The following is a 12414-nucleotide window of genomic DNA, read 5'->3' as shown; positions in this document are numbered from 1 at the left end:
GAGGTTAAAACATGGCAACAATTGCACTAGATGTAGTTACTCCTAACGGCTCTGTCTTTCATGAAGAAGACTGCGAGATTGTGGTACTTCAAACTGTACAGGGTGAACTTGGTGTAATGGCAGGGCATATACCAACTGTTACACCACTTAAAATAGGTGTCCTTCGCGCTAAAATTGATGGTAAGTTTGAGTATTTGGCAGTGACGGAAGGATTTGCAGAAGTCCGTCCAGAGCTCGTCACAGTACTTGTTCAAGCCGGTGAATTTTCTAAGGATATTGATACAGAGCGTGCTGAAGCTGCTAGACTAAGAGCAAGTGAGCTCTTAGAACAAAAGCAAGATGAGCGTGTAGATAAATATCGTGCTGAACTTGCACTTCAACGTGCACTTAATCGTTTAGAAGTATCGAAATATTAAAAAAGACTGGCTTGCCAGTCTTTTTTTCTTTGAAAGGATGAATGGATATCGGATATTCTCAATTAGCTTTAATGCATATAATTCTTCATTTTTTGTGTATCCTTTTAGCATTTTGGGTATTAAAAGGTGTGAGGATAGAATTTATCTTCAGACAAGGTGAAGTCGGACGTAGTAGATTGATGATGCTCTTGCTCAGTGTCTTGATTGGAACAGGCTTGAGCAACTTCATTATGGACGTTTTTAGATATACTCAGGAAACGGCTTTAATGTTTAGCTAATTGCTTTACAAGCACGCCCCAAACACCGTATTATTGACATTAATGGTAGATAAAATATGGAGTGAGAAAATGGAAAAGATTATTGTTAAAGGTGGCAAAAAGCTGTCTGGCTCTGTTGAAATAGAAGGTGCCAAAAATGCAGTGTTACCTATATTAGCAGCATCTTTGTTAGCATCAAAAGGAACTTCAACTATTCAAAATGTTCCTGAGCTTTCAGATGTTGATACATTGACAGAATTAAATAAGACACTTGGAGCGAAAGTTGAATTTGGTAAAAATCAAGTTACAATTGATGCTTCTGGAGAGTTAAACTGTATCGCCCCATATGAGTTAGTGAGTAAAATGCGTGCAAGCATGTTGGTAATGGGGCCGCTCTTAAGTCGTTATGGATATTGTAATATTGCTCAACCTGGTGGTTGTGCAATTGGATCACGTCCAATTGAACAGCACATCAAAGGACTAGAGAAAATGGGTGTCTCATTTCAACAAACTTCTGGTTATATTGAAGGTAAAATAGACGGTCGTTTACAAGGGACTAAAATTCATATGGATTTCCCAAGTGTTGGGGCAACTCAGAATCTGATGATGGCAGCAAGTCTTGCAGAAGGTGTTACTCACATAGAGAATGCTGCAATGGAGCCTGAGATTGTTGATTTAGCAAACTATATCAATGCTATGGGTGGTCATGTCAGTGGTGCAGGTACGGGACATATTAAAATTGTTGGTGTAGAGTCACTTAGTGGTGTTGAGCACTCAGTAATCCCTGACCGCATAGAAGCAGGTACTTTTATGGTAGCTGCAGCAATTACAAGAAGTGAAATTTTACTGAAAAATGTGGTAATTGAACACTTGTCAGCAGTTGTTGCTAAGCTCGAAGAAATTGGAATTACTTTCAAAGAAGAAGGTAATGATGTTAGGGTGATTCCTTCATCAACATATAAGACAGTCGATATTAAAACAATGCCATATCCTGGTTTCCCAACGGATATGCAGAGTCAAATAATGGCATTATTAACGACTATCGAGGGAACTAGTATCATGACTGAAACTATCTTTGAAAACCGCTTTATGCATGTGAGAGAATTTTCAGCTATGAATGCGAACATTACAGTTGAAGATAATCATGCTGTCATTCGCGGTGGTAATCAGTTGTATGGTGCTCAAGTGAAGGCGACTGACTTACGAGCAGGTGCTTCATTAATCTTAGCTGGGTTAGCAGCTGATGGTCATACGACTGTTACAGAACTTAAACATTTAGATCGTGGATATGTACGATTCCATGAAAAATTAAAGGCACTTGGTGCAGATATTGAACGTACTGATGATAGTAGTTCAGAGAAGCATTTGGTGACATCAAAGTAAAGGGGTAACACTATGGCAGAACAGAATCAAAAAATCGTTCACCGTAGATTCCCGTTATTAGTTAGAATATTATTGTTTTTATACGTAGCTATCGTGCTGGTTTTTCTCGGACTGATGATTGGCTATGGCATACTTGATAATCCTTTTGGAGTATTTCGTATAGAGACATGGGAACACATTATTAATTTAACTAGGGGTTGACGATAGACATGTTGACATATGATCAAATTAAAGCAATCATACCTCACCGCCCGCCATTTTTATTAATAGACAGAGTGGTAGAAATAGAAGCAGGTAAGAGTTGTAGAGGTATTAAACAAGTATCTGGTAATGAACCATTCTTTGAAGGTCACTTTCCAGAATACGCAGTGATGCCTGGAGTATTAATCGTAGAAGCACTCGCACAGGTTGGTGGGGTTGCACTTTTACAACAAGAAGAATTCAAAGGTAAATTAGCCTTTTTTGCAGGAATTGATAAATGTCGCTTTAAAAAGCAAGTCACTCCTGGAGATACCTTAGATCTATATGTAGAAATTACTAAGATCAAAGGTCCAATTGGTAAAGGTTCTGCCGTAGCTAAAGTAGACGGTGAGATTGCTTGTCAATGTGAGATTACTTTTGCAATTGCAGATAATAAAAACAACGCTTAAGAAAAACGCCTATCTAATTAAAAATTAGATAGGCGTTTTTTTTATTCCTCATCGAAAGGATCTTTAGATTCCATACGTGCGTTGAATTCATTTACAAGTTCATCGCCTTGTAAGCCTTGTTTTACAAGGTAATCTAAAAGGTTTTCTGCATAGTTTGGTCCATGGTCGACAATGGATCCTTTAAATATTACAGATAGTTTGTCTTCATTTTTATTGACAGCCATCAGTTGAGTAGAGAATTTAGCAGGAGCATTGGTCGGTCTAGTTATAGTGACCATCATATCTAGCTCACTACCTTTTAAGTTTTCTAATAAGCTTTCTAAATCGCTTTTAGTGACTATTTCAATAATCCAAGGCTGTTCTCCATGCTCTAAATTGATAATCACACCATCTAATACTTCTGGAACAAGAAAGTTTTTATCCTGAATAATTTTGAGATCGATTACTTTAAATGATTTCAAATTAAGACTCCTTATCTGATACAAATTTTTTATTTTGGTTGTCGTTTTTAATCATAATCTCTATTTTTGTTTATTTTATTAATTCTTTTGTAATTATTGTATATTAATCTGTGTAAAAATGAAATTATTGCTTTTTGCAGAAAATTTAAATCCCCTATACATTTATAGCAGGAAGGGGGTGATCTTGAATGATGAATAAGGTTCTGTTAGTCGGTGAACTCATTAGCAATAAGGTTATTGCCAAAAATAGCCAAGGTACAGTCAATGCATTTATAATTGCCACAGTGCGAGTACCAAAGGATAGTCGACGAGAAAAGGAAGTTCATTTTTTATATTGTAAAGCCTTTGGAAAAAGCACTCCCAGCATCTTAGAACAGGCGAATATTGGAGACATCCTGTCAGTCAGTGGTCAATTAGCCACGACTTCTTTAACTAAGCACGATGGCTCTAAAGACTATCGTATGGAAGTCTGGGTAGAAAGTATCAAACATATACCTGAGAAGATACGAAACAGCACTGATATTTCAAATCCATCACACTTAATTGAACAAGCAGTGAGTCACTATAGCATCCAGGAAAGCCTTGGTGAACAGTATGTACATACCATACCGGTGACCAAGAATAAGCCATCAAATGAAAAAGAAAAACATCTAGAAATTTTACAAAATGTTGTTGAAGAAGTCTCTACTGAAGCTCTTGAGAAAAAAGATAAAGAAAAAGTGTTAGCCTAATATTACCCCCACCTTTTATTGATGCACAATTCATCTCACTCACACAAGCATATCTCATAGAGCTGCTGCGGCTTTATGGATATGCTTTTTATTATCTGATTATTCTAATTTGAAAGATAAACATAATATATAGAAATGTTTTTGTAATGAAATTGTAAATATTAAGTTTTCTTTTATTCATACTGTAACCTATGTAATAGTTATTTCCTCTATAATAAAAAGCGTTGTAAGGAAAACGTTAAAAATTAATAAAAAATTTACATATAGAAAAACAAATTATTTGGAGGAGTAATGTCGTGAAAAAATTATTAGCATTAGGTGCAGTAGCAGCAGTATCAACAACAGTTGCATATTCAGCAGAAGCTTCCTCATATACAGTTGAAGCTGGGGACTCTTTATGGGTATTAGCAGAAGATCATGATGTATCGATTGAAGACATTAAGAAAGATAATGATTTAAAAACTGATGTTATCGTACCTGGTCAAGTTCTAGAAATCGGTGAAGACAAAGAAGAAACAAAAAAAGAAGATAAAGAAGAAAAAACAGGAAAAACAGATACATACAAAATCGAAGCTGGAGACACACTTTCAGATATTGCAGCAAAATTTGAAGTTTCTGTCAGAGAGCTTAAAGAGTGGAATAACTTATCTTCAGATATTATTTTTGTAGGTAAGGAAATCATTGTTTCTTCAGATTCAGCACCTAAGGCAGCACCTGTTCAAGAAGAATCTTCAGCGCCTGTAGTTGAAGAAAGTGAAGATGTTGCACAAGAGGAAGTTGTAGAAGAGGTTGAAGAGGAACAAATACAGACTCAAAATGTCGCAACTACAGTCAACACAAACAGTGGTTTAAATTGGGGTGCTTTGGCAGCTTGTGAGTCAGGTGGTAACGCAAACGCAGTTAGCTCAAATGGTTTATATCACGGACTTTACCAGTTTGACGCACAAACTTGGCAATCTGTAGGTGGATCTGGTGTCGCATCTCAAGCATCTGCAGCTGAACAAACACAAAGAGCACAAATTCTTTATAACCAAAGAGGGGCTTCACCATGGCCTGTTTGTGGTTCAAGACTATAAAAAATACTTTTGACACACCAGCCTAATAAGGTTGGTGTTTTTTTGTGGTAAAATCAAGATGATGAATGGAGGTAAAGCTATGCTTGAACTGGTGAATCTATCTAAAAGTTTTGGGAAATTCAAAGCCTTGGATGATATTTCTTTAAAAGTAGAAAAAGGGGAAGTAATGGGCTTTATCGGACCAAATGGCGCTGGTAAATCTACGACGATTCGTCTGATCATTGGGGCATTGAAGGCGAACACAGGGAAGATTATTTTTGATGGTAAAGATATTAAAAATGATAAAAACTATCTTGAAAAAATCGCTTATGTACCAGGTGATGTGAATTTATGGAATAACTTAACTGGTGGAGAAGTAATAAACTTCATGATGGCAGTTAAGGGAAATAAAGATACTGAACGTAAAAATGACTTACTCAAGCGTTTTAAACTGGATCCTAAGAAGAAATGTAAAAATTATTCAAAGGGAAATAGACAAAAAGTTGCTTTGATTAGTGCCTTTTTAAGTGATGCAGATTTTTATATTTTTGATGAACCTACCACAGGATTAGATCCCTTAATGGAAAGAGAGTTTCATAAGGAAATTTTGACTTTAAAATCCCAAGGTAAAACAGTCCTATTATCCAGTCATATTCTATCAGAAGTTGAGAAATTGGTAGATAGTTTAGCGATTATTAAGGATGGTCAAATTATAGAGACTGGTAGTTTTGAAGATTTAAGACATATTACAAGAGTAGAATATATTATCAGAACTGACGATAATATTGATGCGCTACGTCATCAAAAGTTTATAAAGGAATTTTATAACGACCATGATGGTTACCATTTCTTAGTTGATAATGAAGATATTCCGGATTTCTTAAAATATTTAAAAATCTATAATCTGCATGTCTTAGAGACGGTGCCGATTAAATTAGAAGATATCTTCTTGAAATATTATCAGGGTGAAACATGACTTATTTTAAGCTGATTTTTAAAAATATTCGTTTTAAAGCAACAATCTGGATAGTTGCTTTAATAGCTTTTTCCCTATCTATTCCAGCGGTCTTTAATAATTTATATAGTAATAAAGAAGAATTAGCTGGTATGAGGATGACCGTTGATAATCCGGCAATGGTTGCCTTGATAGGACCTTTACCAGATGGAGATTATACGACGCCAGTGATGTTTGCTCATCAAATGTTGTTAATTATGGCGATCATCCATAGTGTGTTTGTCATTTTACTTGCTAGAGATATTAGTAGGAAAGAAGAGGAATCAGGCCTTTTAGAATATGCCATGTCAACTGGTATAAGTAAAAATACGGTCATGATTAGCCAATATTCACTTGGTTTACTGATCAATTCTTTAATTTTTATCATTTTATTTATCGGTTTAAATCTATATAATATTGAAGGATTTACTACGAGCGGTAACTTTTATTATGCACTCTCACTAGCACTATTCGGTTTTCTTTTCTACTCATTAACGCTTTTATTTGCACAGTTGTTTAAAAATGATGATATGGTCTTTGGAGTCACTCTCGGTGTATCTTTAGGATTTTATATATACCGAGCGATGACCGATGTGATTGACGATAAGTATTCAATTTTGTCACCTTATCACTGGTTGTCTAAAATGCAGTTGTACACTGATAATGAAACAGCAAGTTGGTTGCTATGTTTCTTAATTATAGTGCCAATCGTAATCTTGACTTTCTCTCTATTTAAAAACAGAGATCTTAATGATAGTTATTTAAGTTTTGATAAAAATAAAAAAGATAAAAAAATCAATAGTTACAGAAAATTGTTATATCACAATAATAAAGTTTTAGCCTTATCATGGTCTATCGCTCTTTTACTTGTCGGTTTATCATATGGATCAATATTTGGAGACATAGATAAGGTAATCGGGCAAAATGAAATGCTAGCTGAAGCCTTTGGACAAGGTGACGGAACGACGATGTTTATTGGCTTATTATTTGTGATTTCTGCTGTAATTGCATGTGTTCCTGGACTGATGGTGAATAGTCGATTATTGACTGAAGAGAAAACGAGGCGATTAGAAGCATTAAATGTTGGAAGTTTAAAGAACAAAATCTCAAGAGGAAGAACCTACTTAAGTCATTACGTGTTTGCACTTTTCTTAAGTTTATTTACTTATCTACTGACACTGCTCGGTATGTATGTCGCAAGTAGGGGTGTAGACATATCGATTACAGAAAAAGACTACCTACTCGCATTTTTAAATTATAGTGTGGTGATTGTCTTAGTGATCGGCTTGTCATCACTTTTAATTGGCATTTCAAAACAAGCACATATCGTCGTCTGGGTCTATTTAACTTATATGTTCTTGGCTAATTATCTAGGGCAGATATTACAAATCGATGATGTATTTTTAAGGCTCAGTCCAATATTATATTTAGCCGAAGTTCCACTTGAGTCTATAGATATAAATATCATCATCTATCTTACTATTATTGCAATAATTATGATGTTGGCAGGTATGTTCTTGTTTAAAAGACGCAATCTGTTATGATGAAATAAATACAATATTAATCACTAGGGGCGCCAACTGGCTGAGATAGTATAAATACTTGTCCCTTATACCTGATCCAGATCATGCTGGCGTAGGGAAGTGTAGTCAATGAGATTTACTCTCATATATTAACTCACTTCTCTTGAAGTGAGTTTTTTTAGGAGGAAATAAGATGTCGAAATTACCAATTGGGTTAACAATCGCAGGAAATGATCCTACAGGTGGAGCAGGAATACTTGCTGATATGAAAGCGATGCATTCAAGAGAAGTATATGGCATGGCGGTGATCACATCCTTAACAGCCCAAAACACCTTAGGTGTTCAAGATGTTTTCAACGTACCGGTGGATTTTATCGATAAAGAGCTTAAGAGTGTGTTTGATGACGAGCTACCTCATGCCTTAAAAACAGGTATGATTGCAGAAGCTGACATGATGACACTTGTAGCAAAATATATTAAAAAATATAAGATACCTTATGTGATGGACCCTGTCATGATTGCAACAAGTGGTGATCGTTTGATGACCGATCAATCAATGAATACTTTAATTAATGAACTCATACCATTAGCAGACATCATTACACCAAACTTACATGAAGCAGAAGCTATTGCAGGAATGAAAATTACGAGTGAAGAGGATATTAAAGTTGCACTTAAAATAATGAGAGAGGACATGGGTGCGAGTAATGTCATCATTAAAGGCGGTCACCTAGAAGGAGATGCCATAGACTATCTGTATGATGGCAATGATATATTTACCCTGAGTGCGAATAGAATTGATACCAATCAAACGCATGGTACTGGCTGTACTTTTTCAGCTGTACTAACAGCTGAGCTTGCTAAGAAAAAGTCGGTGATGGAAGCTTTTAAAACTGCTAAAGCCTACATTACAGATGCAATTCAAAACTCACCAAATATTGGACGAGGTAATGGTCCAGTGAACCACTTTAGTTATAAGGAGGATTAATTTATATGATCGATTTAGTCAGACGTATCAAACCCTTAATTTTGTGTATTACTAATGATGTGGTAAAAACGGATACTGCTAACGGTTTACTTGCACTTGGAGCATCACCCATTATGAGTAATGAAAAAAGAGAATTAAAAGACATTATTCAACATGCTGGTGGAGTCTTACTTAATATTGGTACTGCTTCAGAAGAGAAAATAGAACTATATAAAAAAGCTGCCCAATATGCCAATGAATTTAAGGTTCCTTTAGTATTAGATCCTGTTGGTTATGGGGCATCGAGCTTTAGAAAGAACTTGGTAGATCAGTTATTAGAAAGCTATGAATTTTCCTTAGTAAAAGGTAATGCGAGTGAAATGTTAGCCCTAAGTGGTCAGATGAGTCAGAGTAAAGGTGTTGATTCTGTAGAAACAGAAAAAACAAGTGATATCGCAAAACTCGTCTTTCAAGAATTAAAAGTGCCTGTCTTAGTCACTGGGGAAATTGATTCCTATGTTGATCATGAGGAACAGTTTATTATGAAAAACGGTCATTTTTACCAAGCAACAATTACGGGATCTGGTTGTATTTTGGGTAGTTTTTGTGCTGCGTTTTTAGCAGTGGATCAGTCCTATGAAGCGGTCGTTAAAGCAATTTCTTTATATAATATTGCAGCAGAAAAAGGGGCTCACTTAAGTGGTGGCCCAAGTCAATTTAGAAGTCAGTTAATAGATGAAATATATAATTTTAAAGAAAATGATTTTGAAAGAAAAGCGGTGGAAACTTTTGAATAAGGATCTTTTAAGACTCTATCTCATTGCCTCTTCTAAGTCTTTTAAAAATCCTTTAAAAGACTTAGAAGAAGCCTTTAAAGCTGGTGTGACTTGTTTTCAACTCAGAGAAAAAGGCCAAGGTATTAAAACAGGAGATGAACTTGTTAACTTTGCTCATGATGTAAAAGTCTTATGTCAAAAGTATGATATTCCCTTCATTATTAACGACGATGTAGAATTAGCGATTAAAGTGGAAGCTGATGGTATACATCTAGGTCAAGATGATATTGATCCGGCTGACTTACCTAGCTTTTTTGATGATAAAATTGTTGGTTTATCAGTAGGGAATTTAAGTGAATTGAAATCTAGTAATTTATCCAAAGTTTCTTATTTAGGTACTGGACCTGTATTCTTGACGACTTCAAAAGATGATGCAGGAGATGCTATTGGTTTGAGTGGTTTAGAAGCAGTGGCTAAAAACACAGAGTTACCGCTTGTTGCGATTGGTGGCATAAATATCAGTAACTATAAAGAATGTTTATCCCATGGGGCAGATGGTATTTCAGTCATTTCAGTCATTACACAATCGGATAATATTGAACAAACCGTGACACAATTACTAAAATAAGATTGTGAAATAGTGAATTAGAATTGGAAAGTGGTTTTTATACACTAGGATTTATGATACAATCTTTTTTATGTGAGATATTATTTGAGGTGAAGAAATGATTAAAAAATGGCTATTTCCTGCTTCTATGGTTTTAGTTTTATTCCTTGCAGGGTGTGATTATTCTCAGCCAGAGAATAGAGACGGTTTCTTCTACAATACTCTTGTTAGCCCGATGGACTCGCTCCTACATTGGCTTGGAGATAATTTAGATTATAACTATGGTTTGGCAATTATCATCATTACGTTAATCGTTCGTTTAGCGATTTTCCCATTCATGATGCGTACATACAAGAATCAGATGATGATGAGAGAAAAAATGAAGATAGTTAAACCTGAAATGGAAGCTATCCAAGAGAAAGTAAAAGTTGCAACAACTCAAGAAGAAAAAATGGAAGCTCAACAAGAAATGATGGCACTATACAAGAAGCATGATATCAATCCTCTAAACATGGGTTGTTTACCAATCCTTATTCAAATGCCGATTGTTATGGCTTTATATTTTGCTCTAAGATTCCCATCAGAAGGTGGAATCGAAGCGCATCCAGATTTCCTTTGGTTAGACTTAACTCAAACTGACTATTTCATGGTCGCGATTGCGGGTATTGTTTATGCAATTCAAGCATGGGTATCAATGCAATTTGTTGCTCAAGAACAACGTCAACAGATGCGTTTATTCATGTTCATTTCGCCGATAATGATTATTTGGATTTCAGCAATTTCTCCATCAGCACTTCCCTTATACTGGGCAGTGGGTGGACTATTCCTAATATTCCAAACATGGGCTGGTAATACTTTCTACCGCAAAAAAGTTCATGAAGAAATGGCACCAATCATTGAAGCGCATGAAAAAGAAAAGGCAGAAAAAGAGAAACGTTTACAGAATTCAAGAGTAAAACCTAAAAAGAAACGTAAAAAGAAATAAGCGAAAAAAGTCGAGAACTTTAAGTTCTCGACTTTTTTATAGAATAGGTTCGATTAAGTTTGCTAAACCTTCTTTTAGTTTAATCCAATTTCCTCTGGCCTCGTATTTTTCTATGGTGAATATTTCACAGTGTTGAATATCATTTTCAAAAATCTTACGAGATTTTATAGCTTCTTCAGTATTATAAATAAAGGCATTAACTTCAAAATTTAAAATAAAGCTACGATTGTCTACGTTTGTTGTTCCTATTGAAACAATTTCATCATCGATAACGAATACTTTTTGATGTAGGAAACCTGGTTGATACATGTAAACTTCTGCACCCATATACATGAGTGTTGCAACATTGGAATAGGTTGCCCAGTAAACGAATGGATGATCTGGGAAACTTGGAATCATAATTTTAACTTTGACTCCACTTAGGAGTGTAATTTTTAAAGCTTCCATTATAGACTGATCAGGGATGAAGTAGGGTGATTGAATATAGATTTCTTTTTTAGCGCTATTGATCATTTTTAAGTAACCGTATTTAATCTGCTGATAATCTTCGTCAGGTCCACTTGAAGCAATCTGCATGGTAATATCTCCCACTGAAAAAATTTCAGGGAAATAGCGATCTTCATGTTTCATATTGTTACGAGTATCATGAGAGTTCCAATCTAGCATAAAGCGTAGTTGCAAGGACTTAACAGCATTCCCTTCAATACGTAGGTGAGTGTCTCTCCAAGCGCCCATTTTAGGGTCAAGTCCAATATACTCATCGCCAACGTTAGATCCTCCAATGTAGCCGATACGACCATCTATGACGACAATTTTTCTGTGGTTTCGGTTGTTAATTCTAGGATTGACTAAAGGTAGTTTACTAGGGAAAAAGGCTTCAACTAAACCACCGTGTTCTTTTATATCCGTGAAATTTTTAAGTGATAAAGATCTTGAACCGATATCATCATATAGAATTCTAACGGATACACCCTCTTTTTGCTTTTTGAGTAGGGCTTTGTACAAGCGATTTCCAATACCATCTAATTTGAAAATATAATACTGAAAGTGAATATGATCTTCGGCAGCTTCTATATCTTTTATCATTTGATCGAACTTATCGTTCATATTTGTATAGGTCTCTACAGAATTATTGCTCGTTACAAATGACTGATTGTTGTAAAGCAACATATGGACCAATTTTTTATGTTTTTCAGCGACAGGGCTGGATAGGGTTAAACGTCCCTTTTGAATTTCTTCTAGTTGTTCACTAACTAGATGTTCAAGACCGACCTTGTCTTCCTCATCTAGTTTAAAAATCTGTTGTCTATAGATAGTACGTCCAAAGAGCATGTAGAGAATAAATCCAACGAATGGGATAAAGAATAAGACAAGAACCCAAGCCCACACGCTCTGTGCATTACGTCGTTCTAGAAAGATTAAACTGACTGTCAGTAGGAAATTAATAAAATACAGTAAAACAGCAATTGTAGTTACAGCTGCTTGATCAGAAATATAAATTTCTGTGAATGGTATGTACATGTGTGCTGCTCCTTTAAGAAAATTCTTGTAATAAGTCTGTAATATTTTTCTTTAAAAAGTATAGATAATTATAACATAAAGAAGTACA

Annotated in this window: 15 protein-coding genes and 1 riboswitch; of the genes, 13 read left to right on the top strand and 2 right to left on the bottom strand. The window is 35.3% G+C overall.

All coding sequences use genetic code 11. The features are described from left to right. Window positions 1-11 precede the first annotated feature (11 nt). The 5 genes from JEOSCH030_RS02585 (at window position 12) to fabZ (ending at window position 2706) form a co-directional block, all read left to right on the top strand. Window positions 12-416 carry a F0F1 ATP synthase subunit epsilon gene (locus tag JEOSCH030_RS02585; protein WP_185125063.1) on the top strand — a complete coding sequence of 135 codons (405 nt, stop codon included), beginning with the start codon at window positions 12-14 and terminating at the stop codon, window positions 414-416. A gap of 41 nt (window positions 417-457) precedes the next feature. Continuing rightward, the gene (locus tag JEOSCH030_RS10835; protein WP_328794775.1) at window positions 458-694 is read left to right on the top strand and encodes a DUF1146 family protein; all 237 of its coding nucleotides are present in this window, start codon (window positions 458-460) and stop codon (window positions 692-694) included. Window positions 695-763: 69 nt separating this feature from the next. After that, complete coding sequence (gene murA, locus JEOSCH030_RS02575; RefSeq protein WP_185125062.1) at window positions 764-2056, top strand: UDP-N-acetylglucosamine 1-carboxyvinyltransferase; 1293 nt, start codon at window positions 764-766, stop codon at window positions 2054-2056. A 12-nt stretch (window positions 2057-2068) separates the two neighbouring features. Further along, window positions 2069-2257, top strand: coding sequence for a DNA-directed RNA polymerase subunit beta (locus JEOSCH030_RS02570; protein ID WP_185125061.1), 189 nt, complete (start codon window positions 2069-2071; stop codon window positions 2255-2257). Between the two features lie 8 nt (window positions 2258-2265). After that, window positions 2266-2706 (top strand): 3-hydroxyacyl-ACP dehydratase FabZ, encoded by a 441-nt coding sequence (gene fabZ / locus JEOSCH030_RS02565; protein WP_185125060.1) that lies wholly within the window; start codon window positions 2266-2268, stop codon window positions 2704-2706. Between the two features lie 41 nt (window positions 2707-2747). On the opposite strand, the gene JEOSCH030_RS02560 is transcribed toward fabZ, so the two are convergent. Next, the gene (locus JEOSCH030_RS02560) at window positions 2748-3167 is read right to left on the bottom strand and encodes a YwpF family protein (protein WP_185125059.1); all 420 of its coding nucleotides are present in this window, start codon (window positions 3165-3167) and stop codon (window positions 2748-2750) included. Between the two features lie 188 nt (window positions 3168-3355). On the opposite strand from JEOSCH030_RS02560, the gene JEOSCH030_RS02555 reads away from it, so the two are divergent. The 8 genes from JEOSCH030_RS02555 (at window position 3356) to yidC (ending at window position 10805) form a co-directional block, all read left to right on the top strand. Further along, on the top strand, window positions 3356-3898 hold the full coding sequence (locus tag JEOSCH030_RS02555) for a single-stranded DNA-binding protein (RefSeq protein ID WP_185125058.1): 543 nt from the start codon (window positions 3356-3358) through the stop codon (window positions 3896-3898). Between the two features lie 296 nt (window positions 3899-4194). Then, entirely contained in the window at window positions 4195-4974 is a 780-nt protein-coding gene (locus tag JEOSCH030_RS10900; RefSeq protein ID WP_185125057.1) for a transglycosylase family protein, read from the top strand. 79 nt (window positions 4975-5053) lie between these two features. Then, entirely contained in the window at window positions 5054-5929 is an 876-nt protein-coding gene (locus tag JEOSCH030_RS02545; protein WP_235962201.1) for an ABC transporter ATP-binding protein, read from the top strand. Then, complete coding sequence (locus tag JEOSCH030_RS02540; protein ID WP_185125055.1) at window positions 5926-7491, top strand: ABC-2 transporter permease; 1566 nt, start codon at window positions 5926-5928, stop codon at window positions 7489-7491. Before JEOSCH030_RS02545 ends, JEOSCH030_RS02540 begins: the two co-directional genes overlap by 4 nt. Window positions 7492-7506: 15 nt before the next feature. Further along, window positions 7507-7606: riboswitch (TPP riboswitch) on the top strand. 57 nt (window positions 7607-7663) lie between these two features. Further along, complete coding sequence (gene thiD / locus JEOSCH030_RS02535) at window positions 7664-8458, top strand: bifunctional hydroxymethylpyrimidine kinase/phosphomethylpyrimidine kinase (RefSeq protein ID WP_185125054.1); 795 nt, start codon at window positions 7664-7666, stop codon at window positions 8456-8458. Window positions 8459-8463: 5 nt separating this feature from the next. Then, a complete protein-coding gene (gene thiM / locus JEOSCH030_RS02530; protein WP_185125053.1) occupies window positions 8464-9234 on the top strand; it encodes a hydroxyethylthiazole kinase in 771 nt (256 codons plus the stop codon). After that, window positions 9227-9841: a thiamine phosphate synthase gene (thiE, locus tag JEOSCH030_RS02525; RefSeq protein WP_185125052.1), complete on the top strand. Its 615-nt coding sequence runs from the start codon at window positions 9227-9229 to the stop codon at window positions 9839-9841. The genes thiM and thiE overlap by 8 nt, the downstream gene beginning before the upstream one ends. Before the next feature lie 97 nt (window positions 9842-9938). Then, window positions 9939-10805 (top strand): membrane protein insertase YidC, encoded by an 867-nt coding sequence (gene yidC / locus JEOSCH030_RS02520; RefSeq protein ID WP_185125051.1) that lies wholly within the window; start codon window positions 9939-9941, stop codon window positions 10803-10805. Between the two features lie 36 nt (window positions 10806-10841). Here yidC and cls read toward each other — a convergent pair whose 3' ends face one another. After that, on the bottom strand, window positions 10842-12326 hold the full coding sequence (cls, locus tag JEOSCH030_RS02515; protein WP_185125050.1) for a cardiolipin synthase: 1485 nt from the start codon (window positions 12324-12326) through the stop codon (window positions 10842-10844). Between the last annotated feature and the right edge of the window lie 88 nt (window positions 12327-12414).

This window comes from Jeotgalicoccus meleagridis (assembly GCF_903994045.1).
In the GTDB taxonomy this organism is placed as follows: Bacteria; Bacillota; Bacilli; order Staphylococcales; family Salinicoccaceae; genus Jeotgalicoccus; species Jeotgalicoccus meleagridis.
This window is presented reverse-complemented; position numbering and strand designations above follow the sequence as displayed.

Bases quoted from the DNA above. Each gene is read 5' to 3' on its own strand.
- murA (WP_185125062.1), top strand. From the start codon at position 764: ATGGAAAAGATTATTGTTAAAGGTGGCAAAAAGCTGTCTGGCTCTGTT.
- thiD (WP_185125054.1), top strand. From the start codon at position 7,664: ATGTCGAAATTACCAATTGGGTTAACAATCGCAGGAAATGATCCTACA.
- yidC (WP_185125051.1), top strand. From the start codon at position 9,939: ATGATTAAAAAATGGCTATTTCCTGCTTCTATGGTTTTAGTTTTATTC.
- JEOSCH030_RS02570 (WP_185125061.1), top strand. From the start codon at position 2,069: ATGGCAGAACAGAATCAAAAAATCGTTCACCGTAGATTCCCGTTATTA.
- fabZ (WP_185125060.1), top strand. From the start codon at position 2,266: ATGTTGACATATGATCAAATTAAAGCAATCATACCTCACCGCCCGCCA.
- thiM (WP_185125053.1), top strand. From the start codon at position 8,464: ATGATCGATTTAGTCAGACGTATCAAACCCTTAATTTTGTGTATTACT.
- JEOSCH030_RS02540 (WP_185125055.1), top strand. From the start codon at position 5,926: ATGACTTATTTTAAGCTGATTTTTAAAAATATTCGTTTTAAAGCAACA.
- JEOSCH030_RS10835 (WP_328794775.1), top strand. From the start codon at position 458: ATGGATATCGGATATTCTCAATTAGCTTTAATGCATATAATTCTTCAT.
- cls (WP_185125050.1), bottom strand. From the start codon at position 12,326: ATGTACATACCATTCACAGAAATTTATATTTCTGATCAAGCAGCTGTA.
- JEOSCH030_RS02545 (WP_235962201.1), top strand. From the start codon at position 5,054: ATGCTTGAACTGGTGAATCTATCTAAAAGTTTTGGGAAATTCAAAGCC.
- JEOSCH030_RS02585 (WP_185125063.1), top strand. From the start codon at position 12: ATGGCAACAATTGCACTAGATGTAGTTACTCCTAACGGCTCTGTCTTT.
- JEOSCH030_RS02555 (WP_185125058.1), top strand. From the start codon at position 3,356: ATGATGAATAAGGTTCTGTTAGTCGGTGAACTCATTAGCAATAAGGTT.